The 19,180-nt window shown below is 70.6% G+C and carries 20 protein-coding genes; 11 read left to right on the top strand and 9 right to left on the bottom strand.

Annotation, left to right across the window (positions count from 1 at the left end; genetic code table 11):
- Positions 1-31 precede the first annotated feature (31 nt).
- A complete protein-coding gene (locus H4W31_RS27665; protein WP_404825626.1) occupies positions 32-337 on the top strand; it encodes a hypothetical protein in 306 nt (101 codons plus the stop codon).
- Between the two features lie 15 nt (positions 338-352).
- Here H4W31_RS27665 and H4W31_RS27670 read toward each other — a convergent pair whose 3' ends face one another.
- Together H4W31_RS27670 and H4W31_RS27675 are read right to left on the bottom strand one after the other, a co-directional pair.
- A complete protein-coding gene (locus tag H4W31_RS27670) occupies positions 353-952 on the bottom strand; it encodes a dihydrofolate reductase family protein (RefSeq protein ID WP_192769314.1) in 600 nt (199 codons plus the stop codon).
- Positions 953-1,089: 137 nt separating this feature from the next.
- Positions 1,090-1,407, bottom strand: coding sequence for a hypothetical protein (locus tag H4W31_RS27675; RefSeq protein WP_192769315.1), 318 nt, complete (start codon positions 1,405-1,407; stop codon positions 1,090-1,092).
- A 95-nt stretch (positions 1,408-1,502) separates the two neighbouring features.
- On the opposite strand from H4W31_RS27675, the gene H4W31_RS27680 reads away from it, so the two are divergent.
- Positions 1,503-1,649: a hypothetical protein gene (locus H4W31_RS27680; RefSeq protein ID WP_192769316.1), complete on the top strand. Its 147-nt coding sequence runs from the start codon at positions 1,503-1,505 to the stop codon at positions 1,647-1,649.
- Here H4W31_RS27680 and H4W31_RS27685 read toward each other — a convergent pair.
- Positions 1,619-2,257, bottom strand: a complete 639-nt coding sequence (locus H4W31_RS27685; protein ID WP_192769317.1) for a TetR/AcrR family transcriptional regulator C-terminal domain-containing protein — start codon at positions 2,255-2,257, stop codon at positions 1,619-1,621. The genes H4W31_RS27680 and H4W31_RS27685 overlap by 31 nt on opposite strands.
- A gap of 260 nt (positions 2,258-2,517) precedes the next feature.
- Here H4W31_RS27685 and fabG point away from each other — a divergent pair, with 260 nt between their 5' ends.
- From fabG to H4W31_RS27700, 3 genes are read left to right on the top strand one after another with little or no spacing between them, the layout of a single operon-like run.
- Positions 2,518-3,282, top strand: coding sequence for a 3-oxoacyl-ACP reductase FabG (gene fabG, locus H4W31_RS27690; protein ID WP_225945715.1), 765 nt, complete (start codon positions 2,518-2,520; stop codon positions 3,280-3,282).
- A gap of 17 nt (positions 3,283-3,299) precedes the next feature.
- Positions 3,300-4,472, top strand: coding sequence for an acyl-CoA dehydrogenase family protein (locus tag H4W31_RS27695; protein ID WP_192769319.1), 1,173 nt, complete (start codon positions 3,300-3,302; stop codon positions 4,470-4,472).
- Positions 4,469-4,936, top strand: coding sequence for a MaoC family dehydratase (locus tag H4W31_RS27700; RefSeq protein ID WP_192769320.1), 468 nt, complete (start codon positions 4,469-4,471; stop codon positions 4,934-4,936). The genes H4W31_RS27695 and H4W31_RS27700 overlap by 4 nt, the downstream gene beginning before the upstream one ends.
- Positions 4,937-4,972: 36 nt before the next feature.
- On the opposite strand, the gene H4W31_RS27705 is transcribed toward H4W31_RS27700, so the two are convergent.
- The 4 genes from H4W31_RS27705 to H4W31_RS27720 all read right to left on the bottom strand — a co-directional run bounded on the left by H4W31_RS27705 (position 4,973) and on the right by H4W31_RS27720 (position 9,164).
- Entirely contained in the window at positions 4,973-5,332 is a 360-nt protein-coding gene (locus tag H4W31_RS27705; RefSeq protein ID WP_192769321.1) for an MmcQ/YjbR family DNA-binding protein, read from the bottom strand.
- A gap of 120 nt (positions 5,333-5,452) precedes the next feature.
- On the bottom strand, positions 5,453-7,681 hold the full coding sequence (locus H4W31_RS27710) for a xanthine dehydrogenase family protein molybdopterin-binding subunit (RefSeq protein WP_192772437.1): 2,229 nt from the start codon (positions 7,679-7,681) through the stop codon (positions 5,453-5,455).
- Between the two features lie 2 nt (positions 7,682-7,683).
- Entirely contained in the window at positions 7,684-8,661 is a 978-nt protein-coding gene (locus tag H4W31_RS27715) for an FAD binding domain-containing protein (RefSeq protein WP_192769322.1), read from the bottom strand.
- Positions 8,658-9,164, bottom strand: coding sequence for a (2Fe-2S)-binding protein (locus tag H4W31_RS27720; RefSeq protein ID WP_225947168.1), 507 nt, complete (start codon positions 9,162-9,164; stop codon positions 8,658-8,660). Before H4W31_RS27720 ends, H4W31_RS27715 begins: the two co-directional genes overlap by 4 nt.
- Before the next feature lie 338 nt (positions 9,165-9,502).
- Between H4W31_RS27720 and H4W31_RS27725 the strand changes: the two genes are divergently transcribed.
- Together H4W31_RS27725 and H4W31_RS27730 are read left to right on the top strand one after the other, a co-directional pair.
- Positions 9,503-10,315: a hypothetical protein gene (locus H4W31_RS27725; protein WP_192769324.1), complete on the top strand. Its 813-nt coding sequence runs from the start codon at positions 9,503-9,505 to the stop codon at positions 10,313-10,315.
- A 168-nt stretch (positions 10,316-10,483) separates the two neighbouring features.
- Complete coding sequence (locus tag H4W31_RS27730) at positions 10,484-11,335, top strand: SAM-dependent methyltransferase (RefSeq protein ID WP_318783437.1); 852 nt, start codon at positions 10,484-10,486, stop codon at positions 11,333-11,335.
- 79 nt (positions 11,336-11,414) lie between these two features.
- Here the strand turns inward: H4W31_RS27730 and H4W31_RS27735 are convergent, their stop codons facing one another.
- Positions 11,415-13,841 (bottom strand): M64 family metallopeptidase, encoded by a 2,427-nt coding sequence (locus tag H4W31_RS27735; protein WP_225945716.1) that lies wholly within the window; start codon positions 13,839-13,841, stop codon positions 11,415-11,417.
- Positions 13,842-13,988: 147 nt separating this feature from the next.
- On the opposite strand from H4W31_RS27735, the gene H4W31_RS27740 reads away from it, so the two are divergent.
- Positions 13,989-15,029, top strand: coding sequence for a TRM11 family SAM-dependent methyltransferase (locus tag H4W31_RS27740; RefSeq protein WP_192769325.1), 1,041 nt, complete (start codon positions 13,989-13,991; stop codon positions 15,027-15,029).
- Between the two features lie 65 nt (positions 15,030-15,094).
- Here H4W31_RS27740 and H4W31_RS27745 read toward each other — a convergent pair whose 3' ends face one another.
- Positions 15,095-16,033, bottom strand: coding sequence for a golvesin C-terminal-like domain-containing protein (locus H4W31_RS27745; RefSeq protein ID WP_192769326.1), 939 nt, complete (start codon positions 16,031-16,033; stop codon positions 15,095-15,097).
- A 241-nt stretch (positions 16,034-16,274) separates the two neighbouring features.
- On the opposite strand from H4W31_RS27745, the gene H4W31_RS27750 reads away from it, so the two are divergent.
- The 3 genes from H4W31_RS27750 (at position 16,275) to H4W31_RS27760 (ending at position 19,140) form a co-directional block, all read left to right on the top strand.
- Complete coding sequence (locus tag H4W31_RS27750) at positions 16,275-17,381, top strand: L-dopachrome tautomerase-related protein (RefSeq protein WP_192769327.1); 1,107 nt, start codon at positions 16,275-16,277, stop codon at positions 17,379-17,381.
- 279 nt (positions 17,382-17,660) lie between these two features.
- The gene (locus H4W31_RS27755) at positions 17,661-17,921 is read left to right on the top strand and encodes an acyl carrier protein (protein WP_192769328.1); all 261 of its coding nucleotides are present in this window, start codon (positions 17,661-17,663) and stop codon (positions 17,919-17,921) included.
- Entirely contained in the window at positions 17,911-19,140 is a 1,230-nt protein-coding gene (locus H4W31_RS27760) for a beta-ketoacyl synthase N-terminal-like domain-containing protein (RefSeq protein WP_192769329.1), read from the top strand. Before H4W31_RS27755 ends, H4W31_RS27760 begins: the two co-directional genes overlap by 11 nt.
- Positions 19,141-19,180: the final 40 nt, after the last annotated feature.

Raw genomic sequence — 19,180 nt, forward strand, 5'->3', positions numbered from 1 at the left:
GCGGACAACGCCTAATCAGATCGCCGATCGGGTGTTCGACGCGCTGCCCCGGGCCGCCGTGGAGGCGATCGCCGGGCGGGACAGCCCGGTGCCCCGGTACGTCATTCACCTTCCCGCCAGCAGCGCCGACCTGGCCGGGGCGGTGGAACTCGCGTACGCGCTGGTCCGGTCGCTCGACTTCCTGCCGGAGATCGACGCCGGGGAGACGACGGTGTCCGAGGAGGACGCGCAGTACGTACATCATCGGGTTTGCTGTGACCGGTTGTTGCCCGGACGCCGCCGCTGCGCCCTGCGGGCCGGGCACGACGGGACGTGCGACACCGAGTCTCCCGGTTGACGCCGACCTCGTCGGTCACCTCTTGACGCGGTAGCGGATATGGGTGACGCCCGTGCCCTGGATCAGCCTGATCGGGCCTTCGAACTGCGCGGGTGTGCCGCCCAGGCCGGCGAAGAGCGGAGTACCGCCGCCGAGCACCACGGGTACGAGTTCGATGCCGATCTCGTCGAGCAGGCCGGCTTCGAGGCACTGCCGGGCGATCTGGCCCCCGTTGACGACGACGTCCCGGTCACCGGCGATCGCCTTCGCCCGCGCGACAGCGGCGGCGACGCCCTCGGTGACGAAGACGAAGTTCTCGTCGGCGGCCGGCCGGTCCTGCGGCGGGCGGTGGGTCAGCACGACCGTCGTGACATCCATGGGATGCCGGCCGCCCCACGCGTTGGTCATGTCGTAGAGGTGCCGGCCGACGACCAGGGCACCGGTGTTCCCCCACTCCTCCTTGAGGAGCTTCGCGCTCACGGCCGACATCCGCATCGGCGGCACGTCCGGGCTCGCGGTCGGAATCTCGACATCGCCGTTGCCGTACCACTGGAACAGCAGGTCGAATCCGCTCTCGTCGGGCCCGGCGATGTAGCCGTCGAGCGACATCGACCCACCGGTGATGACCTTGCCCATCTCACTGCTCCCGTCGTCGGGGTGTCCGGTAAACGCGTCGTCCGGCCGAGTATCGGTAGGCTTGAGCGCCGCGTCGAGCAGTACACGCCATCGAGCGGGGTCCACGCCACGGTCGCGGTGCCGGGGGCGTTGCCGGGCTAGCCGGGGGCATTGCCGGGCCAGGCGGGCTCGTCGACCAGGGTGCCCTCCTCGGAGCTGATGATCTCGCCGATCAGCTCGAAGAAGGCCTGGATGCCGGGCCGGTTGCCGCCCTTGGCCCGGGACGCGGCGAGGTCGGCCGAGGACCGCCAGGAGACGATGTCCAGCCACTCGTCGTCGGCCAGCCGAACCAGCTGGGCGTCGAGAAATCCGTCGCGATCGAGCCGGAAGTCGCGCAGCATCGCCGATCGCGTGGCGACCAGCGCCTCGCCCAGGGCGGGCGACACGCGGAAGCGCGTCAGTTCTACGGTGGTCACCGGCCATCTCCTGTCTGGTCGTGGGTGCTGGTGGTGTCGTTGCTGGCGATGGCGGAGGTGGACGGTCCAGGCGGCACAGGCAGGATATCGGCACCATGCCGGATATCGACACCAAGCCGGATATCAGCGTCAACCCGGATATCGGCGTCAAGCCGGACAAATTCGGAAGCCTCGGTGACCCGGGTCGGCGTACCCCGTTCGCCGTCCAGGGTTACGGCAGCGGGCCGACGATCCGCTCGTAGGTCTGCGCCAGGCCATCGATGAGCGCGTCCAAGCCGAGCGCGAACGCCCCCTCGTCGACGCTCTGCTGATGCTCCGCGAGCCGGTGCGCCTGGCGCAGGTGTGGATAGTGCGCGGCGTACAGCTGCGGGTCCTCGACGAAGCCCCGGGCGAACGACCCGAGCGCCGAACCGGCCACGAAGTAGCGCATCAGCGCGCCGATGTGGGTGGCCCGGGCCGGTGGCCAGCCGGCCTTGACCAGGCCGCCGTACACCGCATCCGCCATCGCCAGCGCCGCCGGCCGGCGGCCGGGCCCCTGTGCGAGGTACGGCACGATGTTGGCGTGGGTCGCGAGCGCCTGCCGGTACGACAGTCCCCACATCCGCAGGGCGTCCCGCCAGTCGTGGGTGGCGAAGAACGAGACGTCGACCTTTGCGGTGATGGCGTCGGCGACCGCGTCGAGGATCTCGTCCTTGTTGGCGAAGTGGTTGTAGAGCGACGGGCCACGTACTCCCAGTTCGGTGGCGAGGCGGCGGGTGGAGAGCGCGTCCAGCCCCTCGGCGTCGATGAGCGCGGCGGCGGCGTCGACGATGCGCTGCCGGCTCAACAGGGCCTGGCGGGGTCGGGGCATGCTCACTCGCCTCTCTACTCGGGCTCCCGGTGCGCCGGCGCCCTTCCGGGCTCGGTGCGCCGCCTTCTCGGGCTCCCGCCTTCTCGGTGCACCAGGACTGGCGCCAGAAAACTTCCAGCGCTAGTTTAGCGGGCAGTGACCTGGTTCCACGGCCGGCGGCCCGAAGCCCGTCCGGGTGTTAGGAAGGGGCCCTTGTTCTACAAAAAGCGATAGGAAGGGGCCCTTCCTTGCACCAGCGGCCAGGCATGACGAGCGAGGAGATGCACGTGGGTAGATTCGCCGACCGGGTCGCCGTCGTCACCGGCGGGGCCCAGGGGATCGGCTCGGCCACCGCACGCCGGCTGGCCGCCGAGGGAGCCAGCGTGGCGGTGGTCGACCTGGATGCGCAGCGGGCCCAGGGGACGGCCGACGAGATCGTGGCGGCCGGGGGGCGCGCGAGCGGGTTCGGCTGCGACGTCACCGACGGCGCGGCGGTGTCCGCGACGATCGACCAGGTCGTCGAGGCGTACGGGAAGCTCGACATCCTGGTGAACAACGCCGGGATCACCCGGGACAACCTGCTGTTCAAGATGCCGGCCGCCGAGTGGGACTCGGTGATCACCACGAATCTGACCAGCATGTTCCACTGCTGCCAGGCGGCGCAGCGGCACATGGTGGCGGCCCGGTACGGCAAGATCGTCAACCTCAGCAGCCGGTCCGCGCTGGGCAACCGGGGCCAGGTCAACTACGCGGCGGCGAAGGCCGGGGTGCAGGGCCTGACCGCCACTCTCGCGATCGAACTCGGCCCCTTCAACATCAACGTCAACGCCGTCGCGCCCGGCTACATCGCCACCGCGATGACCGCGGCCACCGCCGAGCGGATGGGCGCCAGCCCGGCCGACCACCAGAAGTACGCCGCCGAGCAGACACCACTGCGCCGGGTCGGCCAGCCCGAGGAGATCGCCTCGGTCGTCGCGTTCCTGGCCAGCGACGACGCGTCGTACGTCAGCGGTCAGACGCTCTATGTCAACGGTGGTGCGCGCTAGGCGGGGGAGGGAACACGATGGACTTCTCGATCAGCGAGGAGGAGCGGGCGATCCGGGACACCGCCCGTGCCTTCATCCGTAACGAGGTCATGACGCTGGAGTCGGAGGTGCTGCGCCGGGAGCGGGCCCACGAGCCGGGGCTGCGCCGCGACGAACTGCGGGAGCTGCAACTCAAGGCGAAGGCGTTCGGCTTCTGGGGCCTGGACACCCCGGAGGAGTACGGCGGAATGAGCCTGCCCGCCGTGACGCAGTCGCTGATCTGGACCGAGATCGGCCGCAGCTTCGTGCCGTTCCGGTTCGGCGGCGAGGCGGACAACATCCTGTTCCACGCCGACGAGGCGCAGCGGAAGGAGTTCCTGCTGCCGACGATCGCCGGCGACCGGATCTCCTGCTTCGCCATCACCGAGCCCGGCGCGGGATCGGACGTGGCCAACATCAGGCTGCGGGCCCGGCGCGACGGCGACGACTGGGTGCTCAATGGTGAGAAGACGTTCATCACCAACGGCAACGACGCGGACTTCGCCATCGTCGTCGCGATCACCGACCCGGACCGGAAGGTGCACGACGGAGGCGCGACCGCGTTCCTGGTCGACCGGTCGATGGGCTGGCGGTCGGAGCCGATCCAGACGATGGGCGAGGGCGGACCGGCGGCGCTGGTCTTCACCGACGTACGGGTACCGAGCCGCAACATCCTCGGCGAACTCGGCCAGGGCTTCACCCTCGGGATGAAGTGGATCGGCAAGGGCCGGTACCTCATCCCGTCACACGCGCTGGGCATCGCCGAGCGGGCCCTGTCAATGGCGATCGAGTACGCCAACACCCGGGAGACGTTCGGCAAGCCGATCGGCACCAACCAGGCGATCCAGTGGATGATCGCCGACTCCGAGACCGAGTTGGAGGCGGCCCGCTGGCTCGTGCTCCGGGCGGCGTGGACGGTCGACGCCGGGCTCGATCCCCGGCACGCCTCCTCGATGGCCAAGCTGTACGGCGCGGGCATGATCAACCGAGTCGTCGACCGGGTGCTCCAGATCCACGGCGGCATGGGCTACACCCGGGAGCTGCCGATCGAACGCTGGTACCGGCAGGTCCGGCTGCTGCGCATCTTCGAGGGCACCGACGAGATGCAACGACTCATCATCTCGCGGGACCTGCTCCGCGGTTACACGAAGCTCGGAGGGCACCTGGAATGAGGACGTTCGCCTCCATCGCGGAACTGGCCGGGGCGGTCGGCGAGGTCATCGGGCCCGGCCCGTGGCACCGGGTCGAGCAGGACCGGGTCAACGCCTTCGCCGACGCGACCGGTGACCACCAGTGGATCCACATCGACCCCGAGCGCGCGGCCACCGGCCCGTACGGGACCACGGTGGCGCACGGCTACCTGACGCTCTCCCTGCTCCCGGCCCTGATGCGCGACGTCTACCAGGTCGAGGGTGTACGGATGGGCATCAACTACGGGCTGAACCGGGTGCGGTTTCCCGCGCCGCTGCGTACCGGCGACTCGATCCGGGTGAGCGCGGAGATCGTCGCGGTCGATCCGGTCCCCGGTGGGGTGCAACTGGTCGCCCGGGTCACCGTCGAGCCGGACCGGGGCGGCAAGCCCTGCTGCGTGGCCGAGACTGTCTCCCGGCTCTACGCCGAGGAGGAGTCGGGCTGAGTCGCGCCCACCCGCCGTCGACGGTCCCGCCGCTGGTCACTGCGGTGGGGCCGTCGGCCGTTCCCGCTTCGGCAGTTTGCTGACCACGGTGTCGTAGGAGGCGTCCACGGCCTCCAGTAGTTCGTCGTCGGGGATCGCACCGCCGATCCGCAGCCTGTTCCAGCCCGACCGCCCGATGTAGGCCATCACCGAGGCGTCCTCGGGGAACCGCAGCAGCCACTCGTCGGCCGCCTCCCGGTTCTGGCCGCACTTGACGCCGACGCCGGCTTCCGACTCCTGGCCGAGGAAGGCGAAGATCTTGCCGCCGACCTTCACCACGACGTCGCCCTCCCACGGCTCGTCCTGCCACGCGCCGGGCTTTGCCAGGCAGTGGGCGAGCATGTCCTCCCAGGTCACCGACGGCTCCTTCCGGATCGGTGGGTGCTTCGGGGAACACCCTGCCAGACCCTCCGGCCGCGCCGGGTCGAACTCCCCGGCCGGCCGGTGACAGTCCGGGCGCGTCGTCCGGCACCGGCGTCAGTCGAGGAGCTTGTCCAGGGTGATCGGCAGGTCGCGGATCCGGCGTCCGGTGGCGTGGTGGATCGCGTTGCCGATCGCGGCGGCGACGCCGACCGTGCCGACTTCGCCGATCCCGCGCGCACCGAGCGGGTTGAACAGGGTGTCCGGGTGGTCCAGGAAGTGGACGTCGATCGGCGGTACGTCCGCGTTCACCGGCAGCAGGTACTCGGCGAGGTTGGCGTTGGCGATCCGCCCGGTCGCCGGCTCCACCTGGGCCCCCTCCAGCAGCGCCTGCCCGATGCCGAAGATCACGCCACCGCTGATCTGGCTGCGGGCGGTCTTGGCGTTGACGATGGCGCCGCCGTCGATGACGGTGGTGATCCGGGTGAGCCGGGGCTCACCGGTCCACCGGTTGACCCGGACCTCGCAGAAGTGTGCCCCGAACGAGGTGAAGGCGTGCTGCCCGTGTTCCGGGCCGGGCGCCGCCGAGCCGGTCGCCTCGACGCCGGTCACGCCGACCGCCTGGAGGAGGGCGGCGAATCCGATCCGCCGTTCCGGGGCGACGAGGTCGCCGCGGTCGTACCGGACGTCGGCGGCGGGTACGCCGTGCAGCGGTGAGCGCTCGTGCGTGACGGCGAGGGTGATCAGCTCCGTCCGGGCCGCCTCGGCGGCGACGGCGACGGCCGGCCCGGTACTGGCGGTGGCGCCCGAGCCGAACGCCCCGATGTTGGTGGCCAGGGTCGAGTCGCCGAGGTCGGTACGGATCCGGGCGACCGGCAGGCCGAGCGCTTCGGAGCCGAGTACGGCCAGCACCGTCCACATCCCGGTACCGAGGTCGGCGGTGGCACTGGACACCGCGACGTCCCCGTCGGCCTGGAACCGCACCTTCACCGACGCCGGAAAGCGTTCCGCCGGATACACGGCGGTGGCCATCCCCATCCCGACCAGCCATTCGCCGCGTACGACGGACCGGGGTGCCGGATCGCGTCGGTCCCAGCCGAACCGCTGCGCCCCGACCCGGTAGCACTCGTCGAGGTGTTTGCTGGACCAGGGCACGTTCCGCCCGGGGTACACCGTCGCGTTGTTCCGCAACCGCAGGGCGACCGGATCCATCCGCAGCTTGACGGCGAGTTCGTCCAGGGCGGTCTCCAGGGCGAACGAGCCGGACTCCTGACCCGGAGCCCGCATCCAGGTCGGTGGCGGTATGTCCAGCGTCACGATCTTCTGGTCGAGGTGGATGTTCTCCGACCGGTAGAGATAGCGCGAGGTGGTGTGCGGCGAGGCCTCGAACGTTCCGCCCGAGGTCGACTGGCTGGAGTACGCCTGGTGTTTGACGGCGACCAGGGTGCCGTCGCGGCGGGCGCCGAGCGTGACGGTCTGCTGCACCGCCGAGCGGTTTCCGGTGATCGTGAAGGTCTGCTCCCGGGTCAGCACGATCTTGACCGGCCGACCGAGCGTACGGGCGGCGGCCGCCGCGAGCAGCGGATGTGCCCAGGTCGCGATCTTGTTGCCGAAGCCGCCCCCGACGTGCGGGCTGATCACCCGTACCCGGGCCGGTTCGACGCCGAGCGCGGCGGCGATGGTGCCGAGGGTCAACGACGCGCTCTGGGTGCCGTTGTGGAGGGTGAGTTGGTCGTCCTGCCAGACCGCCACCGTGGCGTGCGGCTCCATCGCGCTGTGGTGCTTGAGCGGCTGGGTGTAGGTGCCGGAGACGGTCACCTCGCTGGCGGCCAGCGCCTCGTCGATCGTGCCGACGCCCTCGGCGAGCAGGTCCAGCACCGACGGCTCGCCGTTGACCCGGCCCGGGTCGGTGGCCTGCGCGATCCCGTCCGGAAGCGACGCCGCCGGTGGGCGTACGTCGTAGTCCGCACTGACCAACGCGGCGGCATCCCGGGCCTGCTCGAAGCTCTCCGCCACGACCAGTCCGATGGCCTGCCCGTGGTAGCGCACCTCGGCGTCCTGCAACGGCAGCCAACTGTGGCCCACGCTGAACGGGTTGCCGCCGCCCTGTAGCTCCAGCTTCCGGAACGGGGTGTACACCGCCAGTACCCCGGGGGCGCGTTCGGCGGCGGCGACGTCCATCGACCGGATCGTGCCCCGGGCCACCGTGCTGAGCAGCAGGTAGCCGTGCGCGGCCCGTTCGGCGAGATGGTCGGCGGCGTACCGGGCCCCGCCGGTGACCTTGAGTCGGCCGTCGACCCGGCTCACCGACACCGTCCGGGCCGCGCCCGGTGCTGCGTTCTGCATGGTCAACCCGCCAGGCTCGTCAGGGCGCGCACGATGGTGCGCCGGAGCAGCGTCATCTTGAACCGGTTGTGTGCCAGCGGCCGGGCCTGCGCAACGGCCCGGTCGGCGGCCGCCTCGATGACGTCCGGACGCGGCGACTTTCCACGCAGTGCCTCCTCCACCTCCGGCAGCCGCCAGGGTCGGGTACCCACACCGCCGACCGCCAGCCGTACGTCGCGGATGACGCCGTCGCGCAGGTCCAGGGCCACGGCGGCGGAGGCGAGGGCGAACTCGTACGACTGCCGGTCCCGGATCTTCAGGTACGCCGACCGGCGGGCCCACTCCAGTGCCGGCACCGTGACCCGGGTGACCAGTTCCCCCGGGCGTAGGTCGTGTTCGAGCTGCGGTGTGTCGCCGGGCAGCCGGTAGAAGTCGGCGAGCCGGACGTCCCGGGTTCCGCCCCGGCCGACCAGCCGGACCGAGGCGTCCAGCGCGACCAGCGCCACCGCGAGGTCGCTGGGATGGGTGGCGACGCAGGAGTCGCTGGTGCCGAGGATGGCGTGGCCCCGGTTCTCGCCCTCGATCGCCGGGCAGCCGGAACCGGGTTCCCGCTTGTTGCACGGCGTACTGGTGTCCCGGAAGTAGCCGCAGCGGACCCGTTGCAGCAGGTTGCCGCCGATGCTCGCCATGTTGCGCAGTTGCGGCGACGCGCTGCGGGCCAGCGCCTGCGCGATCACCGGGTAGCGCGAGGTGACCAGCGGATGGACGGCCACGTCGCTCATCCGCTCCAGCGCGCCGATGTGCAGGCCGCTCCGGTCGGCCGAGACGCCGCGCAGCGGCAGGCGGTTGATGTCCACCACCTGGCGCGGGCTCATCACCTCGAGCTTCATCAGGTCCACCAGCGTGGTGCCGCCGGCCAGGTAGGCGGAACCGGTACCGCCGCCGGACCGGCTCAGCGCCTGGTCGAGGGTCTCCGCGACCGCGAAATCGAACGCTCTCATCGGTCCGCCCCGTCCCGCCGGGCCGTCCGGACCGCGGCCACGATGTTGTCGTACGCCCCACAGCGGCAGATGTTGCCCGACATGTTCTCGCGGATCTCGTCGTCGGAGTGGATGTGCCCCTCCTCGACCAGCGCCACCGCCGACATGATCTGGCCGGAGGTGCAGAATCCACACTGGAACGCGTCGCAGTCGATGAACGCCTGCTGCATCGGATGCAGCCGGTCGCCGTCGGCCAGTCCCTCGACCGTGGTGACCTGCCGGCCGGCGGTGGCCACGGCCAGGGTCAGGCAGGACAGCACCCGGCGGCCGTCGACGTGCACGGTGCAGGCCCCACACTGGCCACGGTCGCAGCCCTTCTTCGACCCGGTCAGCGCCAGTCGCTCGCGCAGCGCGTCCAGCAGGGTCACCCGGGGATCGATCCGGAGCCGCTCGGTGTCGCCGTTCACCACCAATCGGACCTCGACCAGTGAAGTTCCGACCGCCTCCGGTGCGGGCGCCGCCATTGCCGGTTCGGCGCCGACCGTCGGGCCGGCGGTCGCACCGACGGCCAGCCCGGCCGACGCGGCGGCGGTCCCGCGCAGGACACCACGCCGGGACAGCCCGGGTGGTGGAAGCACGGTCGGGGGCGAGTCCGGTTCGGACTCACGGGTCATGGCACACCTCCGGGCGTGGCCGCCGGCCGGTACGGGGCGAGTCCGAGGACGCGCGGTGCGGTGGGCACCGGAGCACGGCCGGGACGCCCAGTAAACCAAAGAAGATCCTCTATGTCGACCCTCCGTGCGGTGGTGGTCGGCAGTCGGTGACTGGCGCCATCCATCGACATCTGTCATGCTCTTGCGCCATGGCCCGGCTTCCGAAACGGTTCCCCCTCATCCTGCTGACCGTCGCCGCGGTGCTGGCGAGCGGCGGTGCCGCGCAGGCCGGCGACGGCGGGGCCGAGGCCCGGCACGGCTCCGGTCACGGCGCCGCCTGCGGCAACCGGGCCCTGCTGTTCTGTGAGGACTTCGAACGGTTGCCCGTCGGCGGGGCCGCCTCGCTGGCCTGGGGAATCGACACCAAGGACGGCACCCTGACCGTCGAGCGGCAGCGGTCGGACAAGGTGCTGCGGGTGCACACCGAGGGCAACGGCCGGGCGTTCCTCCGGGTCGACGACTTCGCCGCTCCGGAGAACAGTTTCCACGGCCGGATGCGGCTGAAGGTCGACGCCTTCCCGACCGCGCCCGACTGGGCGCACTTCACCCTGGTCGAGGCGACCGGCTCGGGCAGCTCCGAGGTCGTCCGGCCGATCGGTGGGCAGTGGGCACCGCCGTTGGGCGCGTCGTACTGGGGTGTCGGGGCCGACGGTGGTCCGACCGGTGACTGGACCAACTGGCGCGAGTCCGCACCCACGGTCGAGGACCGGTGGCAGTGCTTCGAGTGGCGGTGGGACGCGTCGGACAACCGCATCGCGGTGTGGATCGACGGCGTGGCCCAGCCGGACATGACCGTCACGACCACCGAGCACGGCGGCAACCCGGTCGACTTCGTCCTGCCCCGGGCCGACACGGTGAAGATCGGCTGGCAGCTCTACCAGGGCGGCCCGACGCCGGACCACTTCGACCTGTGGCTGGACGACATCGCGCTCGCCCCGAACCGGATCGGTTGCGGTCGCTGAGGCCGTACCAGGTCCGGGAACCGGTCAGCGGTCCTGGAAGAGGCCGCCGGATCGGGCCCGCGACGGGTCGGTTTTTCGGCCCGTTTTCGGCGGTACTCGGGAAGGGGGCGTCGGGCGGAAACCGCTACCCTGGTAGTCCGTTCCCCACGACAGTACGGAGCTGATCTCGTGACCGCGCCCAACGACGGAGGGTATCCCGCCTTTCCGATCGACGTCCCGACCTCGGCCCGGATGTACGACTACTCGCTCGGCGGGAAGGACAACTTCCCGGTCGACCGGAAGGCCGTGCTGCACGTGTGTTCGCAGCAACCGGCCAGTTTGGACGTCACCCGGGAGAATCGCCTCTTCCTCTACCGGGCGGTCCGGTTCATGGCCCGCGACCTCGGAATCCGACAGTTCATCGACCTGGGCAGCGGCCTGCCGACCCAGGCGAACGTGCACCAGGTGGCGCAGGAGTTCCAGCCGGGCGCCCCGGTGGTCTACGTCGACTTCGACCCGATCGTGCTGGCGCACGGGCGGGCCCTGCTGGCCGACGACGAGACGACCACGGTGATCGCCGCCGACGTCACCGTGCCGGAGAAGATCCTCGCCGACGAGCAGGTACGTCGGATGATCGACTTCTCGCGACCGGTGGGCGTACTGCTGCTCTCGGTGACCCACTCCATTGTCGACGACGCGGCCGTGCACCATCTGCTCGGCGCGGTCCGGGAGGCACTCGTTCCGGACAGCTACCTGGCGTACTCGCAGTTGGCCGGGACCACCCAGGAGGGTGTGGACGAGGGCAACGCGATGGTGAAGAAGATGGGCATTCCCTGGAAGAACCGCACCCTGGCGGAGGTGGCGGAGTTCGTGCGCGGCTTCGAGCCGGTGGAGCCGGGAATGGTCGACGTGAAGACCTGGCGTCCCGACCCCACCCAGCCGCCGTTGTCGCCGGTCGACGAGGCGCTGCGCCCGTACCTCGGCAGGGGCGCGGAGGAGACCCGGTTCTACGAGTACGGCGGCGTGCTGCGCCGTCCCTGACACCAACGCGTCATCCGCGAGTGGCCGGTGGTGGAACGGCTGACGACACCGTCCCACCACCGAGGCCCAACACCACAGGTCAGAGCGCCGCGCACTCGCCACTGCGCTGGCCGCGCAGCTCGTTGCGGACCCCGAAGTCGGAGACCGGACCTCCGGTACAGCTGAGCAGACCACTGATCCGGTTGCCGACCAGTGCCAGCCCGTGCTCGCCGGAGGCGTTGCCGGCGAGCCGGACCGCGCCGCTGAAGGTGCTGCCGACACTCGTCACGGTGCCGGTCGTGCCGGAGATCTGGACGGAGCCACTGACCGTGGCGCCGAGCAACTGCACCACGGCGGCCCGGTCGGCCCGGACCCCGCCCGCGATCGCGCCGCCGGAGACGACCAGCGAGGCGCCGGGTCGCACCGTGACCAGGCCGGCCACCCGGGCGTCACGCAGGCAGGTCACCCCGGCGGCGACGACCAGGTTGCCGGCGTACGGCCCCGAGAGCGTACGGGTGCAGGACGGTGACGCCCCGGGCAGTACGGTCGCCCGGAACTCGTCGGGGCTGCCGATGTTCCCGGCGGCGTCGATGCCCCGGTGCTCGACGGTGTGCGTACCGTAGCCGGGCTCGGTCTCCTCGAACACCGCCTTCGAGAGCCCACCCGAGCCCAGGTTCCCGTAGACCAGGGACTTGATCACCGTTCCGGTCGGGGTGAACAGGAACGGCGTGCCGGCCGGCGCGTCCGGCCAGCCGAAGTAGTTGAACCAACCGTCCCGGTCGAGGCGGAACTCGCCCACCGTGAACCCCGGACGGTCGTCGACCGGGTCGAGGCCCATGGTGAACCGCTCGAAGTACACGTTGTGCGGCACGTTGCCGGCCAGCGTGGTGAGCGGCGGGGAGAGGGTGGCGGTGGTACCCGCCTCGACGTTGTCGACCGTCCAGGTACGGCTGTCGGAGTCCCCGCCCGGGTCGGCCGGGTCGGTCACCGTCGCGGTCAGCTGGTGGCTGCCGGCGGGCAGACGTAGGGCGCCCAGGTCGAGGTTGCGGCTGTTGTGCGGGTTGGGCACGACCGCGCCGTCGAGTCGCCAGGTCACCTCCAGCACCCGGTCGGTCGGGTGGGTGGTCTCGACGTAGACGACGTCCTGGCCGCCCACCGCACGCCCGTCGGTCTGGGTCGACGCGGTGATCGCCACCTGCACCGGTGCCGGAACGGTCGGCTCGGCGCCCACCGTCCACTGCCGGCTCTGGGTCAGGGCGGGGCCGGTGCGGATCGCCGGGTCCCGGACGAACCCGGTCGGATCCTGGACCGTCACCCGTACGACGTCGCCGGGGCGGACGTCGAGGGTGGCGAGGTCGAGGTTGCGGCTGTTCGCCGTGTCGGGGACCGGTGCACCGTTCACCGTCCAGCTCACGTCGAGTTCGTGGTACCCGGGATGCTGGGTCTCCACCCAGAGCACGTCCGTCCGGCCGACGGGCCGGTCGGTGGGGCGGGCGGAGAGGGCCATCGCGTTGGTGTCCCGGCGACCGGAGATCCGTTGCGTCATGATCTCGCGGCTGACCTGGTCGTAGTGGAAACCGATCCAGCGCATGATCGAATGCTCGCTGGGCCGCCAGACGTTCGACGTCGAGTACATCCCGCTCTCGTACCGGCCGATGACGCCGCCGGACTCGCTCTCCTCGCCGAGCCAGCGCCACCACTTGGCCTGCTGGGCGATCATCTGCTGCTCGGTCAGCCGGGTGTGGTGCCGCGACGTCGGCTCGGTGCAGTTGCTGGTGCAGTACGGGCCGCCGGGCACGGGCCGGTCCGAGTACGGGTACTCGTCCTGGAGTTGGCCGAGCGAGTGCCCCAGCTCGTGCGGGCTGATCAGTGGTCCCTGCGGGGCGCCGCCCGAGGTGGTCGCGTTGGTGCCGCCGATCCCGCCGTAGGTGTCGGTGTTGGCGATCGCCAACACCTGCCGGTTACTGGCGGTGACGCCCAGCGGTGCCACCAGGTCCCGCAGATAGCCGTTGAGCGCCTGGGTGCCGTAGCTCTGGAAGGTGATGCCCCGGGCGAGCGGGTTCGTGCAGCCGTCCGCGTAGTGCAGGCCGAGCGGCGTGATCCGGTCCGGGTTCGGCGGATCGTCGTCGGGATCGCAGCGGATGCCGGACTCGCCGGAGACGATCTCGATGACGTACACGTTGAAGTAGTTGCGGTAGCTGCGGTACGGCTCGATGCTCCACTGCACGTTCATGTGCCGGTCCACGTCCGCGTGGAACTTTCCGAGTTCGGCCGCCGTGTAGCCGTCGCCGAGGACCACGAGATTGAGTCGCTCGCTGGCCGGGCCGGTGACCTGGAGCGGTACGAGTCGCGCGCTGCCGACCTCGGGGCCGGCGGCCTGGGTGGGCTGGGCCACGGCGAGCAGCGCGGCGACGAGGGCCAGGGAGCCGAGGGCGGCGAGGGGGCGCCGGATCGACCTTCCCGGACCCGATCGGGGGTGGTCGTCGCCGGCAGGACGCCCGGCGATCCAGTGGTCGGCATCGATCATCGGCCGAGGCTAACCCGGGCCGGCCGGTCGGGATACCCATCAACTGCCGTAACTCTCCGCCGGGCTCGCCCTACAGGCGCCGGAGGGCCATCTACGATCTAGCCGGTTGCCTGAACCGAATTGTCATCGTTGGCCCCGGAAGGATATATGAGCGAGTACGCGTTGTTGATTCTGCCGTCGTCGAACCGCGTCTACGCGGAGGCCTCGGTCGCCCTGACCCGGGCCGAGCTGGCGGTCTTCGACCGGGCCGTACTCGGCGGTCGGCTGTCCGACGTCTCGGAGACGACCATCGGCGGCGTCCGGTACGTCACCTTCGCGGCCGACCGGCTCGACGAGCGGGACACGGCGTACCTGGCCAACCTGTCGTCGATCTACGCGTTGTTCGAGGTCACCGGCGAACTGCTCCGCCCGGTCGAACTGCACCGGCTCGACCGGTTCGACGACGACCTGCTGACCATTCCCAAGTATCCGGGGAAGACCAACGAGCAGTTCACCAAGCTGCTGCTCAACGTGACGCTGCTCGCCTCGGACTTCGCGCCGGAGATGCTCCGCCGGAAGTTCACCGTGCTGGATCCGCTCTGCGGCCGGGGCACCACCCTGAACCAGGCGCTGACGTACGGCTTCGACGCCGCGGGGATCGACCGGGACCAGAAGGACTTCGAGGCGTACTCGACGTACATCCAGACCTGGTTGAAACGGAAGCGGGTCAAGCACCGGGTGGAGTCGTCGGGGCTGGTACGCCGGGAGCGGAAGGTGGTGGGTCGGCGGCTACAGGTCACCCTGGCGGCCGACAAGGAGGCGTACAAGGCGGGGGAGACACAGCGGCTGGACGTGGTGAACGCGGACACCACCCGGAGTCTGGAGTTCTTCCGGCCCGGCACCGTGGACCTGCTCGTCGCGGACGCCCCGTACGGCGTACAGCACGGCAGCCGGACCGCCGAGAAGGGGCTGGCGCGTAGCCCGCTCGCCCTGCTCGACGAGGCGGTACCCGTCTGGGCCGAACTGCTGCGTCCCGGTGGGGCGATCGGCATTGCCTGGAACACCCACGTCGCCCGCCGCGAGGAGGCGGCACAACTGCTCGCCGACTCCGGCCTGGAGGTGCTGACGACCGGCCCGTACCTGGAGTTCGCGCACCGGGTCGACCAGTCGATCGTCCGGGACGTCCTGGTCGCCCGCCGCCCCCGCTAGGTATTTCGGTTAGGAAGGGCCCCTTCTTCTACAGAAAACGATAGGAAGGGGCCCTTCCTTGCACGTCAGTAGCTGCAGCCGGAGGTGGGGAGGCTGGTTGCCGCCGGCGGGGTGACGCCGTCGTAGAGGGCCAGCAGGAAGTTCTGCGGGCACCGGAGAGTGCCGCTGGTCCGGATGCCGAAGTGCAGGTGTGGACCGGTGGAGTTGCCGGTGTTGCCGGTCGAGCCGATCCGCTGACCGGCGGTGACGGTGGCGCCACTGGCGACCGACCACGCGGAGAAGTGGCAGTAGGTGTAGACCGCGCCGTCGGTGCCGGTCAGGTTGATGCCCTGGCCGCAACTGCTGTCGTTGACCCGGGCCACGGTGCCGGCCCGGACGGCGTACGCGGCGGTGCCGCTCGGTACCGGCAGGTCGATGGCGGCGTAGTCGTGGTGCGGGTCGTCGTACTCGCTGCGCGGCAGGGCGGTCCGGGGCAGTGGCATCGAGTACGTGGTACCGCCACCGGTGGCGGTGGTGACCCGTACGGCGTCGGCGATCACGTAGCCGGTGCCGCTGGTCCACCGGCTGACCCCGACCGCGTTGTAGTCACCGGCGGCGAGGGAGAAGGTGCCCAACGCGACCCACCGGCCACCGTTGGCCCGCTGGTTGACCGGGATGCTCTGGGTGCCGCTGGTGGTGACCACCATGAACGGGGTGGCGTTGTTGTACCCGGGATCGGCGGGGTACCAGACCTCGACGAGATAGCTGCCGGCGCTCGGCACGTTGACCTTGAACCAGGCGGCGTCGCTGGCGGTGGTGTCGGGGTCGGCGAACCGGTAGTCGGCGCCCTGCTTCTGGCTGGAGTAGCTGGAGGTACCCCAGCTCGCGCTGCCGGTGAACCGGTCGGCGGTGGCGTTGTCGACGGTCACCGTCGCGGCGGCGGCCGGGGCGCTCGGCAGCAGGACCGTGGTGGCGAGTGTGGCTGCGACGAGGACGGTCCAGCTACGTGCGTAACCGATCTTCATGGAGGACCCTTCGCGACTCGGGCGGGGCACAATGTGAAGGTATTTAACCAACCAGCGCTAAGTTTGGAAAGACTTCTACATAGGTCCGGCTGGATGGTTCGAATCGACGTGACGAGCGGTTTGCCGGGCTAATCCGGCTATTCGAGTATTAGGGGGCTCAGCCCCGATTTAGAGTGACCTGGTCGGACGAGCTGACCGCCAGCGGTGCCGGTCGCCCCGACGTACCACGGAGGGGTCCGGAATGACTGACCAGCTGACCAGCGACGAGCCCTGCGGCGCGCTCGAACTGGTCTGCGCCTTCACCGGGGCCATGCCGACCGGGGTCGGCGTCTCCCGGCGCGGTCGGATCTTCGTGACCTTCCCGAAGTGGGGCGACGAGGTCGGCGCCACCGTCGTCGAGCTGCGCGACGGCACCTGCCAGCCCTATCCCGACCAGGCCTGGAACGACCCGAGCGGAAACGACGACGCCGAGTCGTTCGTCTCGGTGCAGAGCGTGGTCGTCGACCCGTCGGACCGGCTCTGGGTGGTGGACACCGGCAGCCCGATGCTCCAGCCGACCCGCCCCGGCGGACCGAAGCTCGTCTGCGTCGACCTCGACACCGACCGGGTCACCCAGACCATCCTGTTCCCCGCCGAGGTGGCGCTGCCGACGTCGTACCTCAACGACGTCCGGTTCGACCTGCGTCGGCGCTCGGCCGGGGTCGCGTTCGTCACCGACTCGACCAACTCGGGACCGAACGGGATCATCGTGGTGGACCTGGCCAGCGGTACGTCCTGGCGACGCCTGCACGACCATCCGTCCACCAAGGCCGAGTCCCTGGTCGACTTCCGGCCACTCGTCGAAGGGCGCCCCTTCCTGATGCGGCCGCCCGACGCCCCGCCCAGCCCGGTCAGCTTCGGCTCGGACGGCATCGCGATCTCGGCAGACGGCAGCCGCCTCTACTACTGCCCGTTGATGTCCCGCCGGCTCTACAGCGTCGACATCGACGCGCTCGTCGACCGGTCGATGGACGACGCCGAGGTGGCCGCCACGGTCTGTGACGAGGGGGACAAGGGCAGCGGCGCCGATGGTCTGGAGACCGACGACGCCGGCCGGATCTACGTCACCGCGTACGAGCAGAACGCCATCCTGCGCCGGAACCCGGACGGGGCGTACGAGACGGTGGTCCGCGATCCACGGCTGCTCTGGCCGGACACCATGTCGATCGGCGCCGACCGGTACCTCTACGTCACGGCGAACCAACTCCACCGCCAGCCGGACTACTCCGGCGGGATCGACCGACGGCGCCGCCCGTACGCCCTCTTCCGGTTCGCCATCGACGCCGGCCCGGTTTCACTCGTGCCCTGACGTCGCTGAGATCAATTGAACCGAATCATTAGCGCCAATATCAACATCAGAACAGGTCATCGTCTGACACCGGCTGATCGTTCGGCGGCGATATCGGTTTCTTGGCACTGAATCAACCTGATCGGGCTGCGGTAACGACCTATTCGGTCGGCGCGATCGAGCTCTTTGGTCGCATCTTGAACGATTCCCGCCTCGTTTCCTTCCTGGAAAACTTCACTGGGAGCCCACCCGCAACTTCCACGGAAACGTGGCGCGCGGGGATCGGGAGAGGAGCCGGACTTGGCACAGACGGAGGCGGTGTCGGCCGCAGGGCTGCGCGACCTGGCGGCCGAGATTTTCGAGGTCAGCCCGGACGAGGTCACCGATGCGGCGGCGTTCTACGAGGACCTCGGGATCGACTCGGTGCAGAAGGTCGAATTCGTGGTCCGGATCGAGCGGCAGCTGGGCGTACGGCTGACGAACGAGGAGGCGGCGGGACTCCAGGACTTCGGTGACGCTCTCGCCGTACTCCGGGATCGGGGTATCTCCATTGAGCCGTGACCGGATCAGCGACCGGCGCCGAGCCGTGGCGATCTCGGGCGTCGGCGCGGTGTCCGGGGCCGGACTCGGCAGCGAGGCACTCTGGACGGCGGTGACCGACCGGCGGGTCCTGACCGGCCCGGTGACCCGGTTCGACATGTCCCGGTACCCGGCGCGCTGCGGCGTCGAGGTGCCGTCCGCCGCCGTCGCCGCGCTCGACTCGGTGGTACCCGGGCACGAATCCCTCGCCGCCCGCTACCTCGCGGCCGCCGCGCTGGAGGGACTCCGGCACGCCGGCCTGCCGGCGCACGGACCCAAGCAGCGGCTGGGCGCGTTCGTCGGCACGGTGATGGCCACCCGGCCGATCCTGGACCGGGGCATCGGGCCGGGCCGGCTCGCCGTTCCCGGGCTCGGGTGGGCCCGGCCCGACGGTGTGCTGGACACGCTGCGGGAGACGGTCCAGGTCACCGGACCGACGGTGCTGCTCGCACCCGGCTGCGCCGCCGGGAACAGCGCGATCGCCGCCGGCTGCCGGGCGATCGCCGCCGGTGAGGTCGACGTGGCCGTCTGCGGCGGGGTCTCCGAACTGTCCCTGGAGATCCTCGCGATGTTCACCTCGCTGCGGGCCCTCGCGGTGGACATGGTCCGGCCGTTCGACGTCAACCGCCGGGGCACCATTCCGGGGGAGGGGGCCGGGGTGCTGGTGCTGGAGCCGGCCGACCGGGTCGTGGCCCGGGGGCGACGCCCGTTGGCCCGGGTGCTGGCCTGTGCAGCCGCCGCCGACGCGCACAATCCGACCCAGCCGCATCCGGACGGCAACGGTCTGGTGTCGACGGTGCACGGCTGCCTGGACCAGGCCGGACTGACCGCCGACGACGTCGACTGGGTCTGCGCGCACGGTACCGGCACGCCGGCCAGCGACGGGATCGAGGCGCGGGCGGTGGCGAAGGCGTTGGCCGGGCGGCGCCGACCGGTGGTCTCGTCCCTCAAGGGACAGTTCGGGCACGCCGAGGGCGCCGCGGCTGCCCTGGAGGCGGTGGTCGCGGTCCGGGCCCTCGCGGAGGACTTCGTGCCGGGCAACGTGACGCTGATCGAGCCGGATCCCGTGTGCGGGGGCATCGATCTGGTCGAGCCCGCGGGCCGCCGGACACCGGTGCGGTCCGTGCTCAGCCAGGCCTTCGGATTCGGTGGCGGCGTGTCGACCATACTGCTGGGAAAGGGCGAGAGTGCTGCCGGTTAGCGAGTGTCTGTCCGTTCGTGGCCTGGGGCTCCGGCTGCCG

Source organism: Plantactinospora soyae, assembly GCF_014874095.1.
Taxonomy (GTDB): Bacteria; Actinomycetota; Actinomycetes; order Mycobacteriales; family Micromonosporaceae; genus Plantactinospora; species Plantactinospora soyae.